Raw genomic sequence first — 23,655 nt, forward strand, 5'->3', positions numbered from 1 at the left:
CATTAACAATTATGATAATTATATTATTCAAATAATACGGCTACAATTAATAATCTTCCATTGGAATAATTAAAGTCGCAGGTAGAAAGAGTAATTATACTAGAATTTTTATTTAATGAAGTATTATAGTTATTGTTAGACTTACTAGCTAAATTATTTAGATAATTTATATAATCTTCATCAGCACTCCAAAAAGTTTGATAATTACTTATATTAGCTGAATCTTTAAATATTGAAAATATTTCATATTTTAGTATTTTATTTTTAGTAGCGATATAAATTTTATTAGTACTACTTGGATTAGAATATATTTTATGTAGGTCAGCAAACATACTTCCATCTTTCATATAATGGCCATATATAATGGTATTTTTATCTTCAAACTCATTTACATTAGAGTCAATGAAAATTGATCCTGCCTTACTTTCTTCTTTTAGGAAGTTATGATTCAGATAGAATGAATTATCAGTACCTTTAACTATAGGATAGCTGATGTTTGTATTAGGTATATATAGCCATGCAGTATAATCAGAATTAAGTTCTTTTAATTCATCATAAGCTATATTTAAATCATTATTTTCAAAGGGATTTAAATTACTAATACCTCTATATAATTTATCATTATTATAGTATTCTTTTACTCCTTTATAAAAGTTTATTAAAGATATTATAAAGACTGTTATAGAAACTATAAGTATTAGTTTTCTTGACACTTCTTTAAATTGGTTATTCATATTTTAAATTACACCTCTACAATTATTCCTTTATATAGTATGAACTTATAATATATTCTTTATTATTGAAATAAAATAAAAGGTTAATAATATAGAATATTTAATAAAAAAATATAAGAATATTTTTATTTAGAAATAATATGATGTAATACAATAAACCATATAAAATATAGAAAATTATAAACAAATATGAACTATTATTTTATATAGAGAAATAAATTAGTGCATTTAATAAATGAGAGGATTGTAATCATGATAATAAAGAGGATAATGTATAGAATACTGATAAAGAGAAGGATAAGAAAAGATAGTTCTTTTAGAGAATATCTAAATAAGTTAAAAGAAAGTTTGAAAATTAATGAAGAAATATTGGGTGTAGAAATGAATATAGAGAGTTTAGTGATAGTAACAAAGCTAGTTTCAGATAATTCAGTTTATATTATGTTAAATAGTCCAAAGTATATAGTATCAAAACCAAGAATAACGGGTGTTAAAGAAAATTATGATAAAAGAGATATTAAAATAGGAGATATTCAGACAGAAGATAATAATATAGGGAATGGTTCTATTTTAATGAAATATTTTATTAAAGTAGCAAAAGAAATGAAATTTAGCAATATATATGGTGATATATCAATTGTAGATAAAGATCACTGGGATAGATTAATACATTATTATAAAAAGTTTGGTTTTAAAGTTAGTTTCAATAAAGAATATACAAGAGGGGAAATTCAACTTAATTTATTATCTAATTAGTAAAAAGGTATTATTTAGATAATGGAATAAATAGTATTCTAATTAAATCTTATATTAATCATTAAAATATACATAGTATCTAAGAATGATTAATTTAGTTTTAGATTTTAACTATTAAACTCATATATAGTCCCAAAATTATTATATTTCTAAAACATAAAATTAATTTAAAGCATAGGGGAGTAACCTATGCTTTTATTTTATTACAAAATAGATATAAAATTGAAATAAATGGAATTAGTTGTAATATATTTGGCAATGATTAAGATATAAAAGGAGGATGAAATTATGTTTGATTATATAGTGATTTGTACAATAGGAGGAAATACATCAAGATTTGATAAAAGACATGTTGAGAATTTTGATAAATTATCTAATGAGAAGGAACTTGAGGAAGTATTGAAAACACAAACACTTACCATTGAATTGAAGACTAGAAAAATAAAGTTTCTAACAAGAAATATAGAAAAAGTTGAAATCGTACAAGAAACAAAAGAAGTAGTTTAAATATATGTTTACATAAGAACAAATGTTCTCTATAATTATAATTAATTAGTTTATAGGGAGTGACTAGAGTGGGGAAAAGAATAATATTTCATATAGATGTAAATAGTGCTTACTTATCTTTTACAGCTATAGATATGCTTAAAAATGGTAAGATTAATAGAGATATTACAAAGATACCATCAATTATAGGGGGAGATAGGGATAGTAGATGTGGAGTAGTTTTAGCTGCAAGTATACCAGCAAAAGAAAAAGGGATTAAAACTGGTGAGACAATATATTCTGCACTAAAGAAATGTCCAGATTTAGAAATATACCCACCTGATTTCAATGTGTATGTAAAGTGTAATAAGGTATTAATAGAATTATTATATGAGTACACACCACAAATTCAAGTATTTAGTATTGACGAAGCGTTTATAGATGTAAGTCATTTTAAAGATGAGTATATGAAAAAAGCTATTGAAATAAAGGAAAGAATAAAAAATGAACTAGGCTTTAATGTTAATATAGGAATTTCAAATAATAAGTTATTGGCAAAACAGGCAGGTGATTTTAAACCGAAGAATAGTATTCATACTTTGTTTCCTGATGAAATTAAACATAAGCTATGGAAAAGACCAGTTAATGAGTTGTTTTCTGTTGGAAAAGCTACAGGTAGCAAGTTAAATGCTATGAATATATATACTATTGAAGATTTAGCAAATTATGATGTTACATTACTAAAGAAAGAGCTCAAATCTCATGGATTAAAAATATATAAGTATGCAAATGGAATAGATAATTCAGATATTGTAGATAGTTCTAATGTTGAGGTAAAAGGATTAGGAAACTCAACTACTCTAAAAAAAGATATTAATGATAGTAATTATTTATTAAAGGTATTATTAGCACTTACTGAAAAGGTATGTATGAGATTACGTGAGAATAAAACTACATGTAGTACAGTTACAGTTTCGCTTAAAACAAAGCATTTCATTGAATACAATCATCAAAAAAAATTAAGAAATCCAACTGATTCTACTAATGAAATATATAAATATATTGAAAATACTTTTTACGAAATGTGGAGTGGAGAATATATAAGACAAGTAGGTATAAGATTATCAAAACTATCCTCAAATGAAAGCTACCAAATATCATTGTTTGACGAAAGTAATAATGAGAAAAATAGAAAATTGGATAATGCTATAGATGAGATAAGAAAAAAATATGGTAAGAGTGTTATTATGAGATCTACTTTTTTAAATGGAGATATTAAATATATGGAAGGTGGAACTACAGAAGAATACAGTCCAAAGATAAGCAGTATATTATAAAATTTACCTCTGTTTCAAAACTAATCAAGCTCTTTTGGAATTAGTAAAGAAGTATAAATAAATTTAACTATAATAGTGCAAAAATACTTGAATAATTTTACAGCTTAATAAAATAAAAAAACATTTATGATAAATCCTTGCTATAATAGAGTCACACACAAAACGACAACAAGGAGTTATACATAAATGTTTTAGAAAACAATTATATCAAATGAACTAGAAATACACAAATTTTTTAAACAATTTAATTTTGATTTATATCTAACTAAGCCACAACTAAATCACCTGGAAAGCATTATGAATGCTATGATATCAAAAGGTTACAGGGGTAAAATATCCGATATAGCGGAGCTTGCTTCGCAAAGGAATTGAACAAGTATTACTAGATTTTTATCAAATAGCACTTGGGATGAAAAGCTTTTGATTAAATCATTAAAAGCATTAGTTGTAGAATTAATTTGGAATAAATCTAGAGAAACTAAAAAACCAATATATTTTATTGTTGATGATACAATTTCAGAAAAAACTAAGCCCTCGTCAAAGGCTAAAAATACTATTGAAAAATGTTCTTTTCATAATTCTCATCTAAAAGGTAAGAATGTATATGGTCATCAAATTTTAGTTTCATTACTTTCTTGTGACGGATTAGTTCTTCCATATTCTATAGATATCTACGATAAAGAATCTATGAGCAAAATAGAATTAACTAAAAATTTAATTGAATCACTTCCTAAACCTGAGAATAAAGGTTATGTTTTGTGTGATAGTTGGTATAGTTGTAAAGCTGTCTTCAATAGTTCCGAAAAAGCTGGCTACAGCTATATAGGAGCTCTAAAAACTAATAGAGTTATTTATCCAAAAGGTCATGAAAGATTAGGGATAAAACTACATAAGTTTGCGACATCATTAAATATAGATGACTTTGACCTTGTCACCGTTAAAGATAAACAATACTATATTTATAATTATACTGGAGATTTAAAAGATAGAAGAAATATTTCTATTATTTTAAGTTATCCTAAAGAATCTTTTCAAAAGGATGGAGCATTAAAAACTTTTATTTCCTTAGATAAATCATTAACTCATTTAGATATATTAACTCAATATACTGATCGCTGGGCGATTGAGCCGTTCTTTAGAGATTGTAAAACTTACTTAGGGTTAGATGGATATCAAGTAAGAAGTGAAAAAAGTATCAATAGATATCTTGCAATAATGATAATAAATTATACTTATTGCAAATTATATTCTAATAATTCATATCACTTTAATACTGGATATAAATCAGCAAAGAAAGATTTAGAAAAATCTAAAGTTATAGCTGCCGCAAGCGGTACGCCTATAGAAACTATTTTTGAGTTATTAAAAATAGCTTAAGAATCTGTTTGGTTATTCAACTGTAAAATTATTCAAGTGAAAATGCACTATTATAGAATATAATAAAGTTGTGGAAAAAAATACAAAAATAATATATAATATATAGTATTATATTAATCAGGAGGAGAGTTATTTTGAGGAACGATTATGCAAAATTATTTATAAATAAGTTAGATAATAAAATTGTAAAAGTAAAATATTCTCCAGAGCATGATGATTATTATAGTATTGTAAAAGAAAATTGTACCAAAGGCTATAGGCAGATAATTATTACCTCAAAGATTATGACATCTATTATTGAGGCGTATTTTTATACAAACTCATATAAAATTACGTCTATAGAGTTTATGGAAGATGATGTAACGTTAAAAAATGAAATTGATTCAATTTTAAGTAACCTAATATTAGAGAGAGCGTATTTTGGGTTATTATTAGAAAAAATTAATTTTTTATCAGAAGAATCAGCTATTGATATTAGAAGTATTGAGCTAAGAGGTAGAAATGATAAGAAAGAAGCAGTTAATATTTCATTACAAGTTAATGGGATAATTGGAATAAATGAAAAATGTTTTGAAGAAGAATCAGAAATTCTTATTAAAAAGATTGAGAGGTGTCTAAGTTAATGGAGGCATCTTTATTCTTTATAATTGTAAAATGTGTGCTTGCTCCTATAATTGCAGTATTTTTAGTAGATAAATGGAATGTGTTTGAAAGTATTACTTTTATACCTGATGATTATGCATTTGAATTTGGACTAGCTACGTATTTAGGTTTTCTGGAGGGGTTATATGCTGGACTAGTATGTAAAATTAAAGAAAATGAAGCTAAGATTGAATGTTTATTTTACTGTAGTGGGCAGCAAGAAAGTATTGAAAGTAATCCAGCTATTCAATTTAGAAATGAAGTTGCTTATATTAATGGTAAAATTAATGTTTCAGGAAAAGTAAAGAAGCTGTGCAAAAATAATGTTTTAATAACAATGCCTAATTGGGTAGATATTCAAATAGATGATTGTGATGATTTAATTGTGATAGAGAATAATGTTTGTAAAATTAAAATTGATAAAATTATCAATTTAAGAGGAGATACTATAGAAAGTACAAGTGTTAAATTTAAGATCGGATTGATAAAGAATTATTCCTCAAATCAAGAGTACTCAACAATTATCCAGCCTATCCTAGAAAAAAAGTTTGGCTATAATTTTACATGTAATAAATTTAATTTAAATTAATATGGAGGTAAAATGGTTACTACGAGATGGTCAGATAGTGAGAATTACATTTTAGACAATGTTATTGAAAGATTATTGCAAATTCCGGAAGATGATGAAGTAGGAGAATCTATAGCATATGCTGACTGGAAAATTAATAAGAAATTTGATGCTAATCTTAAAATTAGACTTAACAATAGAGAGATTCAGTATAATCTAATAAAATATTCATATAATCAAATATCATCAGGAAATCAACCGATAGAGGATAGAACAATACCTAAAAATGGGTTTATAGTTGTGTATTCTAATGGTGTAGGGATAGGTTACATAATTAGCAGAAATTCAGACGGAATGAAATTATTAAGAAAAATGTTAAAGTATTCAGGTAGAAACGAAATCTCTAAAAATAGTTTTGATATAGAAAGTGATTTCTTTGTATGGTTGATTAGTAAAGTATACACGAGTGAAAATATTATTGAGACTGAAAATGAGACTTTAGGAAATATATCTCTTGATACAATAAAAGGATTTAAAGGTGATACAGAAGATTTATTAAATAAGGTTTCTGCAACTGGAGAATCAGTCATAAATATAATAAGTACATTATCATTTTTATTAGAAAGCAAAAATTTAAACCAAATAAAGCTTGATTTAGAATATAGAAATCATGAAAATATAGAGTTAGTACTAACCAACAATGGGACTGTAAGTACGGCTTTAGAAAAGTATCAAGGTGAGTATGAGGAACTTGATGTGGATGAAGTAATATCTAAGTTGTATCTATTAATATATATTGAAATTCTTCCGATGTTAGTACAAGCCTATAAAGCTGACATAGATAATGATAAATGGAACTCGGAAAAAAATATTGAGTTCTTAAAAATGGTTGCAACAGATTTATCGAAAAAAGTTGAAACAAGAATAAGTATGCTAGAAAAAATAAAAAATAAATAATAAATAGTGTTTATTATATGTTTGGTATAGCAATTGTTTAAATGAATAATTAATACTACCTAATACACCACATATTGAGGTAGTTGTAAAGATAGTGAAGAAATAGCCTGATATCAAAGGATTACAGAATTTTAATAAAATGTAGAATGTGTTTATATGTTCCCTAAGACTACTGTTTTAGGGGATTTTTTTATTTTTAGACTTCCTGAGTCTTTGAGAATAATGAGTTTTTAACTTAATAGGGTACTGAAGAAAAGACTAGATAATGTTTTCGCTTAAGCTAGTGGTTATGATGTGGCGTAAATAAACAGATGGAGGAGTGTAGTAAGAATAAATATAGAAGAATAGCGTATAATAAAATTATATTACGAAATAAAAAAATATTTCAAAAAATATTTGGAAAAACATTTGACAATAGGTGATGGAAATGGTTTAATATGAAATATAGAAATATTTCAAAAAATTCAATTAGAGCTTAGGAGGTGATTAACTTGAAGAGAAGAGTAATAAAAGAATTTGTAACATTCGTTCCTGGTATAAATCAGACAAGAGCACAAAAACAGTTTGGAATTGAAGCTGTGAATTATTATGATCAGCAGTCTTTCGAAGCTGATTATAAGCACGTAGAAGTATTTGTTGAAAATCAGATGAAATCTTTATCTATAAATAATTTATCATTAAATGAAGGTGATGTTGTTATAAATAACTCATTACAGCTAGCAACAATGGTCGGTAAAAATAATGTTGGAAAAGTATTATCTCTCAATTTTACAAAGGTAGAAATTGATAATAAACAACTTGATAAGAGGTACTTTCTTTTCATGTTTAACGTGTATAAAGATGTGAAACGCCAAAAGGAAAGGGAGTTACAAGGGACGGGACCAATTCTTAAAATTCCACTTCGTGCTCTTGGTGAAATTACTATTCCTGTAGTTCCGCTTGAGGAACAGAAGAAGATAGGAAAAATTTATATTGAAACAATGAAACTACAAAGTAAGTTGAACAAATATTCCGACTTAATTGAACAATTTACGAACTCAGTTATAGAAGAAACATTAAAGGAGGATGATTAAATGAAAAATCAATCTGAATTAGCATTTGAATTGGAAGTTATTGATTATTTAACTAAAATTGGTGGAGTCAAACAATGGGAATACAAAAAGGATATCAAAACAACCGATCAGCTATGGGAGAATTTCAAAACAATCTTAGAGCAAAATAATCGTGCTCGTTTAGAGGGACCTTTGTCTGTCACTGAATTTAATCAGGTGAAGAAAATTATCACTAGTATCGACTCGCCTTACAAAGCAGGGCAATTTTTGTACGGTGTTAATGGTGTTTCTGAAATTGAAGTTGATCTTGATAATGGTAACCATGTATTTTTGACAGTATTTGATCAAGCACAAGTAGGAGGTGGAAACACTGTTTATCAAGTGGTAAATCAAATTGAACGACCAAAAGTTATTGATGGGAAGTCTAATCGTAGATTTGATGTGACGTTACTGATTAATGGTTTACCAATTATTCAAATTGAATTAAAGAAAGCACTCCATAGCACAACAGAATCCTTGAACCAAATGGAGCAATACATTGCTGAAAAACAATACAGCGGTATATTTTCAACCTTACAGATATTAATTGCTATGACTCCATTTGATATTCGTTATATGGCAAATACTCCACTCAAAAGTTTTAATCGTGCTTTTGCATTTAACTGGCAAAATGAAGATGATGCTCGACCTGTTCGTTCATGGAAGACGTTTGCAGATAAAGTATTATCAATTCCAATGGCTCATGATATGGCAACTCGCTACATGATACTTGATGGAACTAAAAATAAAGAAAGTATTAAAGTCATGCGTCCATATCAAGTTTATGCAACAAAGCGTGTGCTAGATAAAGTTAGAAAATTTGACTTCAAATATGATGATGGTAAACTAGGATATATTTGGCACACCACAGGTTCAGGAAAGACAATCACAAGTTTTAAGACAGCTTGGCTTGCTAGCCGTCTATCTAATGTAGATAAAGTTGTCTTCTTGGTTGACCGTATTGCACTTACAAACCAAACTGCTGATGCCTATAAAGCTTATGATCCTGTTGCGGGATTTGAAGGGAAAACAGGTGTAGTAAGTGACACAGCAAATATATCAGATCTTCATCTCAAATTAACTAAAAAGAGCGATAAGAACATTATCGTTACAAGTATTCAAAAGATGTCACGTTATGTAACGAGAGAAAGCTTTAAGCCACTTAATGAAAATATTCTTTTTATCGTGGATGAAGCACACCGTTCAACTGGTGATGGTACTGAAAATGAAGGAATGCTTGAATCAATCCGAAAAGCCATTCCTAATTCAGCTTGGGTTGGCTATACTGGGACACCTAAATTCCCTGAAACACGAGAAATATTTGGAGAAATATTACATGCCTATACGATCAAAGAAGCTATAGCCGATAAAAATGTCCTAGGATTTAATGTGGAATTTAAGGAAACCATTGAGGCCCCGGAAGATCCAACGGAAGATGATATAGACGATAATATTCGTGGTAGTGTTTATGACAATAGTCTAGAACATGTTGATTTAGTAGTTAAGGACATTTTCGAAAACTGGAAAAAACGTTCAAATAACGGCAAGTATAATGCCTTGTTTACTGTCCATGTTGGTGGTAACAAAGCAAGTACACCAAGAGCAATGGAATACTTTGATAAGTTTTCAGAAGAAAATGCGAAGCGACCAGCAGATCAACGATTAAAAGTTGCAGTGAGTTTCTCAGCAGATACTTCTAACGGTATTAATCAACTTAAAACGAACGAGAACTTGCATAGAGCCATTAAGGCCTATAATGAGATGTTTGGGACAGCTTTTGATATGACTACTGTTAAAGCCTACACAGAAGACTTAGCACGACGTTTAAATAAGACATCTGATGATGGTAAGTATTTAGATTTAGTTATCGTTGTTGACCAACTTTTAACAGGCTTCGACGCTCCTGAGATGAATACGCTCTACATTGATCGAACGCTTAAGGGAGGAAATTTAATTCAGGCATACTCACGAACTAACCGAATGCATAACCTTATTGATAAACCTTGGGGGAATGTTGTTAATTATCGTTGGCCAGAGCAAAATGAGTATGAAATGAATAAGGCTTTTGCCATTTATTCAAATCGTGCATCTGCAGACGAACAGCTCTCACTAGGAGATCTGAAGGAAGGTAATGAAGAAGCGGGTATTATTTCTAAACCATTCAGTAAGGTACAAGGTGAAATGCAAGAAGTTATTAAGAAACTATCAATGCTCACAGATGATTTTGTACAATTGCCACCGAGTGAAAAAGCACAAGATGAGGTTTTTGAAAATTTAAAAGAATATAATCGCTTGCTTAGTCAGCTAAAACAATATACGGAAGATGATGATAAAAATCCTATATCTGCATATGACGAACCTGAAGAGTTTTATGAACGACTAGGTATTACAGAAGAACAAGAAGTTATTCTTACAACTGTAATTGCTGGCGAGTTGAAAGAACGCCGAGCTAAGCGAGAAGACATAGATATCTCACAAGTTAATCTATCTATGATTCATATCCACGATGTTACAATCAACTATGATTATCTGATTGAGTTAATCGCTCGTATGGCTGATGAAGTGCATGTGAACGATATGGATAAAGCTGAAAAAACACGTGATGAAATCCATATTGAAATTGCTAAGTCAGACAATGAAAAAGAAAAATCAAAGATACGAAGCTTTGTATCTAAGATTTTCTCAAAAGAATTTAAGTTTGATAGTTATCCAGCTCCTCGAGATGTTGAAAAAATGAATCGAGCAATGGATAAAGTGCAAATAGAAAGTAATATTCAACTTATAACTAATTTTATACGTACTTGGGGACTTGATAATAGCACTAAACCTAAGGAACTTGAAAACTTAATTAAAAAACATCGCTTAGGTCAAGAGGATATGGATAAACAAGGTGAATTAACTGCAATTATGAATGATGCAAAAGTTGATTATAAACAACTTGCAGTTGAAGAATTTGCAAAATTAACATGGGTACGATATCGTATTGAATTTCGTAAGGCGTTTTACAAAATGGCTGATGAAATTAAGAAGGGAGAATAGTCAAGTGATAAAATTATGTAGGCTACAAGGAGGGGAACCAAAATGGGAGATAAAATAACAAAATCACCTCATATTAGATTAGCAGGATTTACAGATGCTTGGGAACCGCGTAAGTTGGGAGAGGTCGCTGAAATTATAGGTGGTGGGACACCAAACACAAGCATTTCTGAATATTGGGACGGCGATATTGATTGGTATACTCCTGCTGAAATTGCAGACCAAATTTATGTAAAATCAAGTCAAAGGAAGATTACTGAGCAGGGATTTAACAATAGTTCTGCAAAGGTTCTTCCGGCTGGAACGGTGTTGTTTACATCTCGTGCTGGCATTGGAAAAACTGCTATTTTAGCCAATAAAGGCTGTACAAATCAAGGCTTTCAGTCCATTGTTCCACACAATGACGAGCTTGATTCCTACTTCATTTTCTCACGAACTGAAGAACTGAAAAGATATGGCGAAACCATTGGTGCAGGTTCAACCTTTGTCGAGGTATCAGGTAAGCAGATGGCAAATATGGATTTGATGATGCCTAAAACTATGGCAGAACAGCAAGTCATTGGGGCGTATTTCCGTAACCTCGACAACCTTATCACCCTTCATCAGCTTAAGTTAGAATTGTTGAAGGTTACTAAAAAGAGTATGCTTCAAAAAATGTTTCCAAAAGATGGTGAAAGTGTTCCTGAAATTCGATTTGCAGGGTTTACTGATGCTTGGGAACAGCGTGAGTTGGGTAAAATGGGGGATACTTTCACCGGATTATCAGGTAAAACAAAAGAAGATTTTGGCCATGGTGATGCTAAATTCGTCACTTACATTAATGTCTTTGGTAATGTGATTTCTGATCCAAAAGGTGTGGAAAGTATTGAAATTGATAATAAACAAAATCAAGTTAAATATGGTGATGTATTCTTTACAACTTCATCTGAAACGCCTGAAGAAGTTGGAATGGCGTCTGTGTGGCTTGAAAACACTGAGAATGTGTACCTAAACAGCTTCTGTTTTGGTTACAGACCAACAGTAGAATTTGACGTATATTATCTAGCATTTATGTTACGTTCACCAGAAATTCGAAAGAAATTTATGTTCTTGGCACAGGGTATTTCACGATATAACATATCTAAGAACAAAGTAATGGAGATGAACGTTCCAGTACCAGAACTTAATGAACAACGTAAAGTTGGTACTTTCTTTAGAAATCTTGACGACCTTATTACCCTTCATCAGCGTGAGTTAGATTTACTTAAAGATTTAAAGAAATCAATGCTTAAACAAATGTTTATATAAGAAAAGGAGATTAAATAAATGAACAATGCAAAAGATATTACCTCAAAGTTATGGGAAATGGCTAACAAATTGCGTGGAACAATGGATGCAAGCGAGTATAAAAACTATATTTTACCATTTATGTTCTATCGCTACTTATCAGAAAATCAAGACGAATATTTAAAAATGAATGGTCTGGAAGACTTTTATGAAGTGACAGATGACAATGAAAAAGAAGATTATCTTGAAGAAATCAGTAAAGGGATTGGATATGCGATTGAGCCAGCTTATACATGGAACAAAATCGTATCAAAAATTGAGAATCACAAAATCAAAGCTAGTGATTTCCAAGATATGTTTGATTCATTCAATACTAATGCAAAACGTAACGCAATCGCAGCAGAAGACTTTGCTAACGTATTCTCAGATGTTAACCTTGGGGACACACGCCTAGGTTCAAGCACAAATGAACGTGCAAAGGCTTTGAATGATATTGTTGTAATGATTAACGAATTCAATTTCAAAGATGATTCAGGACGTGATATTTTAGGTGATGTTTACGAGTATTTAATTGGTCAGTTTGCTGCTAATGCTGGGAAAAAAGGTGGGGAATTCTATACGCCTCATGAAGTAAGTCAGGTTTTAGCAAAAATTGTTACGGTTGATGCTCACAGGACTGATAATCAATTTCGTGTATATGACCCTACAATGGGATCAGGTTCGCTTCTTTTAACGGTTCAAAAAGAATTACCATACGGAGATGAAGAAGGAAGCGTTGAATTTTATGGTCAAGAGTTGAATACAACGACTTATAACTTAGCTCGCATGAACTTGATGATGCATGGCGTAAATTATCGCAACATGGAATTGAAACGTGCTGATACACTTGATGCTGACTGGCCATTCGCTGAAAAAGATGGTACACAAATTCCATTAAAGTTTGATGCGGTGGTAGGAAACCCTCCATATTCTCAAAATTGGAACACAAAAGATATTGACCGTGAAAAAGATACACGCTTCAAGGGTTATGGTGTAGCACCAGCATCAAAAGCAGATTATGCTTTTGTTCTTCATGGACTTTACCATTTAGATAAAGCAGGAACAATGGCTATTGTACTACCACATGGGGTACTATTCCGTGGTGCATCTGAAGGGAAAATCCGTAAGAACATAATTGACAATAATCTGTTAGATACAGTTATTGGATTACCAGCTAACCTGTTCTATGGAACAAGTATTCCAACATGTGTGTTGGTATTCAAAGGTCGTGAAGCACGCGCGAATAAAGATGTTTTATTTATTGATGCTTCAAATGAGTTCGAAAAAGGCAAGAATCAAAATAAACTAACAGTTGAGAATATCAATAAAATTATCGATACTTACCGTAACCGTGAAGACATTGAAAAATATTCTCATGTAGCATCTTTAGATGAAATCAAAGAAAATGATTATAATTTGAACATTCCGCGTTATGTTGATACTTTTGAAGAAGAAGAAGTTATTCCACTTTCACAAGTGGCCCAAGAGTTAACAGACGTCAAAGAAGAAATCGAAAATTCATATAAGAGCTTATTTGCACTTTTAAATGAATTGAATGGTACAACAGATGAGGCCCAAGATGAATTGAGCAAATTTATGAGCTTATTAGGTAAATAATGTGTTAGAAATGAGCTAATTAGGATTTAAAATATACCCTATAGAGTAGACAATTAAAAAAATCTTACTTTATAGGGTGTTTTTGAGTATAATGCAATTAATCTGTAACTTAGGAGAGAGGATATGGTTTAATTGTAAATCAGCATTTAAATATTTATAAATTTAATATAGTTAAGAACTATTAAAAAAATAGTTGTTTCAACTTAAATTAGGTTTAGTATAAAAACATTATAGGATATAAATTAAAAGGGGTGTCAATACTCTATTATGGAGGTGTTGTCATGTATTTTAAAGTTACGTGGAAAATCAGGCGATTATCAATACTATGAGAAATAGTGCTATAACATTAGTAACTTGTATAAGAATGCTTTCAAATATGCTTGTTAGAGATAATGGAAAAAAATCAAGAGTTACGTTATGAAATGCAAAAAGAACTTGAAAATATTACAACTAAAGAAATTATGGAGCAAATTAATCAATTACTTGAAGATAAAAATAGAAACTTGCTCGATCAAAGCTCTTTGATAATTATAACTGCTTTTAGGGATGGTAATTTTATAGTAGATGAGAAATCCATTCCTATAAAAAATTTTATCTTTAAATAATAATAAAGAAAATTATCAATATATATGAAGAAAGGATATTACTATCATAATAAGTAGTCTTTATTTTTCATGCCAACGTATCTGGAATGGTAATTGGGTAAAACATTAAACTGTCAAAACCGTCTCTATAGATTGAATCTAAGCCAAATAGATTTTCAATAATTTTGTAATAAAAGCATCCATAAAACTTTTTAGCTTATGAATGCTTAATAATCTAATTATAAATTATACTTTTCTTTTATCTCTACATATAGATTGAATTTTTCATTTAAATCAGTTATATCTACTTCAGTATCGTTATATTTTAACGATGTTTCTGCAAAAAAAACTAATTCAAAGATTAAATCTTCTAATTTGTATTGAATTTCTTGATAAGCTATCACATAGTCAAACTCGCCTACGTCCATAAGCCTTTTAGATAACTTTCCTATTTCTTTAGCCATATTATTTAAATCTTCTTCTGTATCCTTTATAGCAGAACATAAATTAAAAAATTCTTCGTTATTTCCTTCAGAAAGCTGTACTTTTATTCCTAAAACCGCATTATTAATGGTCTCATCCACTGACCTAAAGTACTTTTTGCATAATTCTTGATATCCCATTACTTTTTAACCTTTCGTATTCAATTATTTTATCTAAAATAATTTTTTCTTTGCTTTTAAATAATTATTGTATGCAGTATTCAATCTATTTTTCATCGTATCTATATCTTCTGAAAAATCTTCTTTTACTATTGCAACAACAAAGTTTTTTAATGCTGATATAGTTACCTCTAAATCTATTTGGTATAAAAATAAATCTAAACTATTAATTGTTGATTTACATTCCCTGACCATACTTATCAATTCTTTAAATGTATTAATACTATTATCTAGTGTTTCATTTTGATCTACTAGTACACTGCAAACTGCATATAAATTTTCAGTATCAGTTTCTTCTATGGCTTTATTAATATTATTAAGTGTGCTTTCTAAAAAAGCATCAGTAGAGTTCATAAACTCCTTAAATGTTAACTCTAATTCTGTCAATCTAATCACCTCTTTTGCATTTTAATTTTAATTTTAACAGCAATATACGTCTTGGTCAATTGAATGTAATTTTATTACTTTTTTAGATATCTTGCTAGTATATTTTTATTTATTAATACTATAATTTATAATTATTGATGATATTAGATTGGTTTCATTTGTAGGAATAGAAACTGTTTCTTTAGCAATTATTATTTATTTAATTTAATCAGATACTATTTTAGAGGTATCTGAATTATGATATAACTTTATGAAAGTGTTGTTATTTAAATATTACGGTATTTTCTAATTTTTCATTTTTCTAATAATTATAGCAGAGACTTTAAATTGACTTTTATGGAATAAATTTATCATTGAAGATAAAAAAATAATAAAATAAAATATAGAAGTATAATTTAATATATTTAACAAATAACCAAGTCATATATATGGCTATGGTGGTAATTAACAAATGAGATAGATAACCTTGTAAGGCTTTTTATAGCTTTATGAGGTTTTTTTATTTTTAAGAAAAAGATAATAGTACAAAAAGATAATAAGAAAGAGGTAATTAACAAATGAAGAATGAAATTTTAAGAGAGACATTAACTAAGTACAGTGCAGAAACTTTAAGTGAATTAGAGTTAATATCACTTATTTTAGGTGAAAAAATTGCTAAAAAAATTAAGGATAATGATATTTATTCGTTATATGCTCTAGTACAACATTCAGATAAGGAAATAAAGCAATTACTAGGTATTACGGATATAACACTTAGTAAGGTAAAAGCATTATTCGAATTATCAGTAAGAAAGACAAGCTTAACTTCAGTAGATAGCATTAGCTCACCTAAGGATATTGTTGAAGTTGCAGCTGATATGGAGTATTTGGAGCAAGAAGTACTTAGATTATATTGTTTAAACACAAAAAATTTAATAGTTAAGAAATTAAACTTGTTTAAAGGTGGAATTAATACTTCAATAGTTGATCCAAGAATTCTATTCAAGGAAGCATTAAAGTGTAATTCTGCAACTATAATTATTTGTCATAATCACCCTTCAGGAGATCCAACACCGAGTAAGGAAGATATATCCCTAACAACTCGTCTAAAGGAGTGTGGAAGGATATTAGGGGTAACGGTAGTGGACCATATAATAATTGGTTCAAATGGCAAGTATACAAGTCTAAAGGAAAAAGGATTAGTTTAATTTAAAAACATTAATTTAACGATAATATTAGATAACAGTAATCAAAAATGTAACAGAAAGAGGAATTTAACAGTGAAAAAATCAAATATAATTAAGTCATTTATTATTGATGAAATAGAGGAAAATAGATTTTCAGAAACGGAAATCAATCTATTTTATGCCTGTATAGAAGCAACTGAATGCATATATACTGCTAGTGAAATTGTAGCTAATAAAAATTACAACAGCTATATAGAACATATAGATTCTTATATAGAACTAGCTGATACTTTAGTTTATAATGCAGAAAAGATGAAATATGAAGATTATTTTATTAGGGAGCTTAAATACCTTTTAAGTAATATCTTAGTTGAAAAAAATATCTATAATCCAACTGATAAACAAGAATTATCTGTACAAATATATTTAAATAGTTATGGTTGGATAGTTAATGAAGAATTTTCAATAGCTATAAATTTAGATATTAACCTAATAGATTCTAGTAAATTAAGATTAACAGCTTAGGAGAAAGATAAATGATAGAAACAGTTAGAGAACAAATATTAATAGAAAAACTTAATAAATACCTTAATATTAATAATGAAAATGTACAAGCTATTATTGAATGGATTAAATTCAATATGCTTTCAACTAATAAAACTAAAGTTGAAATTGAATTAAAAGACTATATTAGTTTTATTCAGACGTTAAATAATGCTCTAGGTAAAATTGATAGAGATGAAAGATACAATTTTTCATTATCTATTAAAGAAGAGTTAGAGGAATTTGGACTAGAAGTTAGAGTATGTACATCTTGTTTAAAGATTATGATTGAGGGTTATGTTATAGAAGGTGGATTTGCTTACTATTGTAGTGATAAATGCCTAGAATATGATATGACACTAGAGAAATTTAAACAAGCTTATGGAGATGGAAATACTGAAACTTACTGGACTGAATGGTTTTAAAATAGAAAGAACAGGAGAATAAAATATGAAAAAATATAATTTTTTAATTGAAGAAACTTTAGAGAGATTAGTTACAATAGAAGCAGAAGATAAAGAATCAGCAGAAGTAATAATTGAAGAGATGTATAGAAACTCTGAAATAGTTCTTACAGCTGATGACTTTAGTGGTCATTTTATTAAATATGAAGGTGAAGAATAGATAATAATAAATATATATAGATAAATATTTAAATTATCATAGCCCATAAGGGAGGAATCCCTTATGGGGTTCCTTTCTTATTATAAGAAAGGAGTATTATGAATAGTAAAAAATATCTTATTTATTACGCTATCTTAGTTAAATTTAACTTATGGATATTTTAAATTATGAAATAAGTGTTCAAAAGTATAAATTAACAATAGATAAGGTAAATAAACTAATAATTGAATTAGAAGCATCTAATAAATAAATTGAAACTGTCCCCAAAGGGGCAGTTTTTTATTATAAAAGTAAAAATATATTTAGCTTATTATCTTATTTCTGTTATGTGCCTATAGAGTAAAATTATATCATTGAAAATATTATCATCTACTTGATATTAAAGATTATATAATCTATTATTATAATATACTACTCTAATCTTGCTTAGAGTAAATATGAGAAAAACAATATTGGATGTGATATTAATGAAGCAAATGAAAGAGTATGAGAATGAATTGATTACTATCTTGAATGCTGATAAAAATAATTGGACTAAATTTTATTTACTTATGAAAGAAATAGAAGAAAAACAACTTTATAGAGAATTAAATCTTAATAGTTTTACTGCTTGGGTTAAGAGTTTTAGCATTAAAAATAAAATACATGAGAGTGTAATATGGAATAGAAAAAAGGCAGGAAAAGTTTATGAAAATTATGTTTTAGTTCAAAAGGATAAAGGTATAGAAGTAGCTCCATTAGAAAAGGCTAAAATAGGTGTAGATTCTTTAGTGTTACTAGATAAGATTTCTAAAAGAGATAAGAATCTAGGGGCAGAACTTACTGAGAAAGCAATTCAGAAGGAAATAAGTAGGGAAGATTTACGTAATGCATATAAAACTGTTAGAGGAGATCTTCAAAAAAACAAAGTAAATGATAAAAAGATAGTAACTTTAAGTGAAAAGGCTGAGGAAAGTATAATAAAAATTAAAGAAACTATTGCAGCATCTAAGATTGTAGCTGCGCTATCTAAACCAAGATGGTTAGGTGAAGAATGTAGTAGAAAAGCTTTTAAAGGAGCATATGAACAAGATAAATATAAAACTTTAACTGAATTTCCTGTGTATACTGGAACTACTACCAAATCAAGAAGAATAGATGTGTTAGTAGCAGAAAATTTAAGAGTTAAAGAACATTTTAATTTGAACTTACATGGAATTGAAATTAAAGTTTCAAAGAGTGATTTAGTTAATGATATGAAGTATGCTGAATATGCTGAGTTTGTAAATTATTTATGGTTAGCCATTCCGTCAGATTTATTAGGGGTTGCTGAAATAGTAGTCCCTAAAAATATAGGAATTTTAATTTATAAAAATGATAAAATGATAATACAAAGAGAATCAGAAAGATTAAATCCTTTAAATTTAAATGAGAGTTTAACTACTTTGAGTTTAAGATTGTTATAATTAAATAAATATGTTAATTTACAGAAGAGAAAATTATCCTAAATGTAAATTTTTATTTAATAAATAATATATTTATAAATTTAATTAATTTTTATTTTATTTATATAGTTAATTAGGAGAAATAAAAGTATGTTTTCAGCATTAGATATAAATGAAAATCTAATAGATATTGATTTTGCGGTAAAAAACGCCAATAATAAATACTATTGTCGCTCTTGTAAAGGAGAATTAATTATAAAAAAAGGTAATGTTAGAATAAATCATTTTGCACATAAAAATAAATGCGAGTGTAATGATTATCATGAAAATATGTCTGAATGGCATAGATATTGGCAAAAAAAGTTTCCAATTAAGAATAGAGAAGTTCCTTTAAAAATAGATAATAGTATACGGCGAAAATTTGAAAAAACAGAGCGTAGAGCAGATGTGTTATGCTATGGATATGTAATAGAATTTCAAAACAGTCCAATTACTAGCAAGGAATTTGATGAAAGAACATGGTTTTATAATTCATTGGGAAAAAAAGTAGTTTGGATATTTAATATGATAGAAGAATATAATGAAAAAATTGAATCTATTGGGGATTGGAGTAATAAAAGTGATAATGGAGGAAAATATTTATGGAAGTATGCAAGTAAAACTTTTATTAATTATGATTCTTATGATAAGGATGTAATATTAATATTTCAGGTTACTGAGGTAAATAATGAAGAAAAAGATATTGAGCAGTGTTATTTTGAAAGAGTAATATGGGCTATTAATAGTAATAATGCTGAAGATACAAACTTTAAAAAATTTTTTACTTCGTATTATCCAAGTAATTTTACAGAATTAATGGAGAAGATAAAAGCTAGACAATTATAATTTATTAGTATATAAAATTCAGATTATTAACTAGGAGGATATATTTATGAAAAAGGAAATTTTAGCAATATTATCCGTGGTATTAATTGCTTTTAATTTAGTTGCATGTGAGCCAGAGCAAAAGAAGGAGACTAACTCTGATATAAATATAGTTGAAACGGAAGAAAATAAAGAGATTGAAGAACCTTCTAATCAAGAGTTAGTAGAAGAAGAGAAAGATAATACAACAGAAGATATATTTGCTGGATATAGACTTATAGAGGTAGATGGTGGAGATTTATCTGGACATAGAGAAGCCAATGTTGTAGTTGATATAGGTTTTGGAGATAGGGAGTACTGGGCATTTACTAATGAATATAGTCAATTAGTTAAAGTAGTAGCTAAACAAATTATATTACAAGATGATTCTACAGAGCCTGTTAAATCTAACGGTAGATATTATAATGATGAAGCTAAGGTTCCTGGAACTGAAAGTAAAGATTTAGATGAAGGACATGTTATAGCTGATTCACTTGGTGGGGTAAGTAATGCATATAATATAACTCCGCAAAACAGTACACTTAATAGACACGGTGATCAAGCGTATATGGAAAAGGTTATAAGAGATGCTGGTGGATGCACTGACTTTGTTGCAATAATAACATATCCAGATACTACAACACAAATACCAAGTCATTATAGTTATACTTACACTATTAATGGCAATGTTATTAAAGATGAATTTGATAATATAAATCCAGATGAATATAATGCTGATTTAAATGAAGATACATCATTTAATAGTTCATCTAATGAAAATGATACAATAAATAATAATTCAGGTAGTACAGTTAATAGTAGCAAAGTGTATTGGACACCTAATGGGAAGAGCTATCATACTACAAAGAATTGTCCTACATTATCTAGAAGTAAGACTATTTTAGAAGGTTCATTAGAAGAGAGTGGTAAAAGTGATCCGTGTGATAAATGTCACTAATTTAAAATTAAAACTTAAATAACTAGTTAATAAACAGTAGTATTCACACATTAATTAGATGTGATATTACTGCTTATTTTAAATTTATTCTACTCTATGCGTGATTAGAGTTATAACAAGATAAATGTCTGGAATTTATTAAAAAAGAAGATGGTTGTCCATCTTCTTCTATTAACATGAAGCCCATCCAAAGAAAAGATACTTTTTTATAGGAAGTATTTTTCTATTTTTCATAGGTTTCAGATTAGGTTTATTTTTATATATTTTGTTATCTACATAAAATCTTGAGCAATCACTTTTACTATTGTTAACTAAAACATATTCTTTAGAGACTATATGCTCTACTCCACTATCTAATGTTAAGGAAAGGGCCTTCTCATCTGCTTCTTTTTTAGTTAAATAATTAAAGTTAGTTTTAATCTTTTCAAAGTATGTATACTTTGATACTACAAATCTTAATTTATAGTCAGGTTTATTTTTAAGAAACTCTTTCTTAACTGTAATCACCTTATACCCCACTACTCCAAGATCAATATAATCAGCTATCCATTTGCTTCCATGATGGTTGTCTATAATATACTTTTGAGCTTTCTTATAATTACCTTCTGAATATTTATCAAATGATAATTTACAACTTCCTAAGCTACAGGTTGAGATAGTTCCATTATATCTTCTCTGACCGTACTCTCTTTCATATTCTGAAATAAGACTATCAAAAGCATTTCTTACTGTTCCAGTAGTAGTTACTTCTTCTACAAAATTAGTTGCTCCCATTATTAAATTCCTCTTTTCTATTAATTTTTTATTATTGTTATATCTTTGTTTATAAATTAGTTATTTATTTGATCTATGCCAAAGATTTAATCCTTCAAAGGTTGGATTAATTTTATTCTTCCTGCAATAATCAATATAATTACATAAAATTTTTAAACTCACTCTACTCTACTCCTGTTATCTAATTCTCTCTGTTATATTTTTGTTTTTTGTTAAATAAATTACTCTTTAGTAAATACCTCGCTTTCTTATATATTTCTTAGAAATAAAAAAATCCCTATAAAGTTCAATTACTGAACCTCATAAGGATTATCTACTTCAATCTGTTAAATACCATCAGCACCATATATATGGCGTGATTACCTGTTAAATAAAATATTAAATTACAATATAATTATATATAGAATATAATCTAAGAAACAATAGGATATTGATTCATGCAAAACCATATATAACCACTATACGAAATTTTAATAAAATTCAATTCTATTAAAATTTAGAATTTGAAAATATTTTTAAAGTGTATTTGTAGGTTTGCAAGAAAACTTGAAATTAAAAATACTTTAAAAATTGATTTTTCTATTTTCACTATATTTTTTAATTAAAAGTATCAAATTTTATATAAAAATAAAAAGTTCGTAAAATTGCTAGTTTACGAACTTTTTATTTTAAATAATCTCTAAAGCTAGATATATCAATATTTTAAAAGTCAAATATAAAAATATTAAATTTTATATATTTTCATAAATACGAACTTTTATATTAATTTTTACGAACTTTTATGATAAAATATATTATAGAGTAAAATTTATAAAAAACTTATTGTTTTAATTAATTAGAAATTGGAGATTTATTTTAGATGGAAATATTAGAATTAGTAGAGTCAGTTGAAAGTAAAATAATTGATGTTGATTCAGCATTAGATTTACTTTTAGTTTACATAAATGAAAAGCATATAAAAAAAGGACAAACTATATTAACTTTAGTAAGTGAAGGAAAATTAAAAACTTCAAGTGCAGTAGAAATGATAAAAAAGTTAATTAGTGATGAAGAGAAGAATTCATATAATATTGTAGAAAAAGAAACTTCAACTAAAAGCAGAAATTCTAAACCTAGAAGAGCTTCAAGACCACTAGAAAGAGAAGAGTACGAGAAAATAATAAATTTATGTAAAACAGGATTTACATATACAGATGAATATGGAGTACCTCATGTATTTAGGCCAAATAAACAGCTAGGTATGACTTTTATTCTTCAGGCAAACCTAGGGTTGAGAATAGCTGATGTAATGAAGTTGAAGCCAATTACATTTAAAAATGATAAATTAGAAATTATAGAAAAGAAAACAGGGAAATTGCAATATAGAACAATAAACAAGAATTTAAAAGAGCTGATATATGAGTATGCCATGGAAAACAACATAAAGAGTAATGATTATTTAATTAAAGTAACAGTACGAGCTATTCAGAAGCAATTAGATATAATAGTAAATTACCTTGGTTTGAGTAATATATCAAGTCATAGCTTTAGAAAATTATTTGGTGTTACAGTATATAATCAAACAAATGGTAATATTGAATTATTAAAAGAGTTATTCAATCATAGTAATATTTCTACTACTCAAAGGTATATAAAGGTTAGTCAGAAGGCTATAGATGAAGTTAGTGAATCTATCGATTTCACAGGAGTATGGAAAGGTTAAATTAACTGCCCATCTTAGGTAG

General features: G+C 28.1%; 23 protein-coding genes and 1 pseudogene. 20 read left to right on the forward strand and 4 right to left on the reverse strand.

Annotated elements, in window-relative coordinates:
* Positions 1-23 precede the first annotated feature (23 nt).
* Positions 24-734: a class B sortase gene (gene srtB / locus ACQPUY_RS15475; RefSeq protein ID WP_430842569.1), complete on the reverse strand. Its 711-nt coding sequence runs from the start codon at positions 732-734 to the stop codon at positions 24-26.
* Between the two features lie 252 nt (positions 735-986).
* On the opposite strand from srtB, the gene ACQPUY_RS15480 reads away from it, so the two are divergent.
* From ACQPUY_RS15480 to ACQPUY_RS15535, 12 genes and pseudogenes are all read left to right on the forward strand, one after another.
* Positions 987-1,490 (forward strand): hypothetical protein, encoded by a 504-nt coding sequence (locus ACQPUY_RS15480; RefSeq protein WP_430842571.1) that lies wholly within the window; start codon positions 987-989, stop codon positions 1,488-1,490.
* Positions 1,491-1,778: 288 nt separating this feature from the next.
* Positions 1,779-1,997 (forward strand): hypothetical protein, encoded by a 219-nt coding sequence (locus ACQPUY_RS15485; RefSeq protein ID WP_430842573.1) that lies wholly within the window; start codon positions 1,779-1,781, stop codon positions 1,995-1,997.
* 68 nt (positions 1,998-2,065) lie between these two features.
* The gene (locus tag ACQPUY_RS15490) at positions 2,066-3,313 is read left to right on the forward strand and encodes a Y-family DNA polymerase (protein ID WP_430842575.1); all 1,248 of its coding nucleotides are present in this window, start codon (positions 2,066-2,068) and stop codon (positions 3,311-3,313) included.
* A 201-nt stretch (positions 3,314-3,514) separates the two neighbouring features.
* Positions 3,515-4,690 (forward strand): annotated as a pseudogene (locus ACQPUY_RS15495) (IS701 family transposase).
* A 134-nt stretch (positions 4,691-4,824) separates the two neighbouring features.
* A complete protein-coding gene (locus tag ACQPUY_RS15500; protein ID WP_430842577.1) occupies positions 4,825-5,313 on the forward strand; it encodes a hypothetical protein in 489 nt (162 codons plus the stop codon).
* Positions 5,301-5,921, forward strand: coding sequence for a hypothetical protein (locus ACQPUY_RS15505; protein ID WP_430842579.1), 621 nt, complete (start codon positions 5,301-5,303; stop codon positions 5,919-5,921). The genes ACQPUY_RS15500 and ACQPUY_RS15505 overlap by 13 nt, the downstream gene beginning before the upstream one ends.
* 12 nt (positions 5,922-5,933) lie before the next feature.
* Positions 5,934-6,857 carry a hypothetical protein gene (locus tag ACQPUY_RS15510; RefSeq protein WP_430842581.1) on the forward strand — a complete coding sequence of 308 codons (924 nt, stop codon included), beginning with the start codon at positions 5,934-5,936 and terminating at the stop codon, positions 6,855-6,857.
* A gap of 482 nt (positions 6,858-7,339) precedes the next feature.
* On the forward strand, positions 7,340-7,930 hold the full coding sequence (locus ACQPUY_RS15515) for a restriction endonuclease subunit S (RefSeq protein WP_430842583.1): 591 nt from the start codon (positions 7,340-7,342) through the stop codon (positions 7,928-7,930).
* The gene (locus ACQPUY_RS15520; protein WP_430842585.1) at positions 7,931-10,987 is read left to right on the forward strand and encodes a type I restriction endonuclease subunit R; all 3,057 of its coding nucleotides are present in this window, start codon (positions 7,931-7,933) and stop codon (positions 10,985-10,987) included. It abuts the gene before it with no gap.
* Positions 10,988-11,029: 42 nt separating this feature from the next.
* Positions 11,030-12,271 (forward strand): restriction endonuclease subunit S, encoded by a 1,242-nt coding sequence (locus ACQPUY_RS15525; protein WP_430842587.1) that lies wholly within the window; start codon positions 11,030-11,032, stop codon positions 12,269-12,271.
* 18 nt (positions 12,272-12,289) lie between these two features.
* Positions 12,290-13,906 carry a type I restriction-modification system subunit M gene (locus tag ACQPUY_RS15530; protein ID WP_430842589.1) on the forward strand — a complete coding sequence of 539 codons (1,617 nt, stop codon included), beginning with the start codon at positions 12,290-12,292 and terminating at the stop codon, positions 13,904-13,906.
* Between the two features lie 392 nt (positions 13,907-14,298).
* Complete coding sequence (locus tag ACQPUY_RS15535) at positions 14,299-14,511, forward strand: hypothetical protein (RefSeq protein ID WP_430842591.1); 213 nt, start codon at positions 14,299-14,301, stop codon at positions 14,509-14,511.
* Between the two features lie 218 nt (positions 14,512-14,729).
* Here ACQPUY_RS15535 and ACQPUY_RS15540 read toward each other — a convergent pair whose 3' ends face one another.
* Together ACQPUY_RS15540 and ACQPUY_RS15545 are read right to left on the reverse strand one after the other, a co-directional pair.
* Positions 14,730-15,113 (reverse strand): hypothetical protein, encoded by a 384-nt coding sequence (locus ACQPUY_RS15540; RefSeq protein ID WP_430842593.1) that lies wholly within the window; start codon positions 15,111-15,113, stop codon positions 14,730-14,732.
* Positions 15,114-15,146: 33 nt separating this feature from the next.
* Positions 15,147-15,539 carry a hypothetical protein gene (locus ACQPUY_RS15545; protein WP_430842595.1) on the reverse strand — a complete coding sequence of 131 codons (393 nt, stop codon included), beginning with the start codon at positions 15,537-15,539 and terminating at the stop codon, positions 15,147-15,149.
* A gap of 557 nt (positions 15,540-16,096) precedes the next feature.
* Here ACQPUY_RS15545 and ACQPUY_RS15550 point away from each other — a divergent pair.
* The 7 genes from ACQPUY_RS15550 to ACQPUY_RS15580 all read left to right on the forward strand — a co-directional run bounded on the left by ACQPUY_RS15550 (position 16,097) and on the right by ACQPUY_RS15580 (position 21,157).
* Complete coding sequence (locus tag ACQPUY_RS15550; protein WP_430842597.1) at positions 16,097-16,726, forward strand: JAB domain-containing protein; 630 nt, start codon at positions 16,097-16,099, stop codon at positions 16,724-16,726.
* 72 nt (positions 16,727-16,798) lie between these two features.
* Positions 16,799-17,230: a hypothetical protein gene (locus tag ACQPUY_RS15555; RefSeq protein ID WP_430842599.1), complete on the forward strand. Its 432-nt coding sequence runs from the start codon at positions 16,799-16,801 to the stop codon at positions 17,228-17,230.
* A gap of 11 nt (positions 17,231-17,241) precedes the next feature.
* Entirely contained in the window at positions 17,242-17,673 is a 432-nt protein-coding gene (locus ACQPUY_RS15560) for a hypothetical protein (protein ID WP_430842601.1), read from the forward strand.
* Between the two features lie 25 nt (positions 17,674-17,698).
* Complete coding sequence (locus tag ACQPUY_RS15565) at positions 17,699-17,872, forward strand: DpnD/PcfM family protein (RefSeq protein WP_430842603.1); 174 nt, start codon at positions 17,699-17,701, stop codon at positions 17,870-17,872.
* Between the two features lie 467 nt (positions 17,873-18,339).
* The gene (locus ACQPUY_RS15570; protein ID WP_430842605.1) at positions 18,340-19,317 is read left to right on the forward strand and encodes an MmcB family DNA repair protein; all 978 of its coding nucleotides are present in this window, start codon (positions 18,340-18,342) and stop codon (positions 19,315-19,317) included.
* A gap of 129 nt (positions 19,318-19,446) precedes the next feature.
* The gene (locus ACQPUY_RS15575) at positions 19,447-20,181 is read left to right on the forward strand and encodes a competence protein CoiA (protein ID WP_430842607.1); all 735 of its coding nucleotides are present in this window, start codon (positions 19,447-19,449) and stop codon (positions 20,179-20,181) included.
* Positions 20,182-20,227: 46 nt separating this feature from the next.
* Positions 20,228-21,157: a DNA/RNA non-specific endonuclease gene (locus ACQPUY_RS15580; protein WP_430842609.1), complete on the forward strand. Its 930-nt coding sequence runs from the start codon at positions 20,228-20,230 to the stop codon at positions 21,155-21,157.
* 171 nt (positions 21,158-21,328) lie between these two features.
* Here the strand turns inward: ACQPUY_RS15580 and ACQPUY_RS15585 are convergent, their stop codons facing one another.
* A complete protein-coding gene (locus ACQPUY_RS15585) occupies positions 21,329-21,931 on the reverse strand; it encodes a hypothetical protein (protein WP_430842611.1) in 603 nt (200 codons plus the stop codon).
* 859 nt (positions 21,932-22,790) lie between these two features.
* Here ACQPUY_RS15585 and ACQPUY_RS15590 point away from each other — a divergent pair.
* The gene (locus ACQPUY_RS15590) at positions 22,791-23,633 is read left to right on the forward strand and encodes a tyrosine-type recombinase/integrase (protein WP_430842613.1); all 843 of its coding nucleotides are present in this window, start codon (positions 22,791-22,793) and stop codon (positions 23,631-23,633) included.
* The last annotated feature ends 22 nt before the right edge of the window (positions 23,634-23,655 follow it).

The sequence above is a fragment of the Clostridium nigeriense genome (assembly GCF_050585245.1).
Lineage (GTDB): Bacteria > Bacillota > Clostridia > Clostridiales > Clostridiaceae > Clostridium > Clostridium nigeriense_A.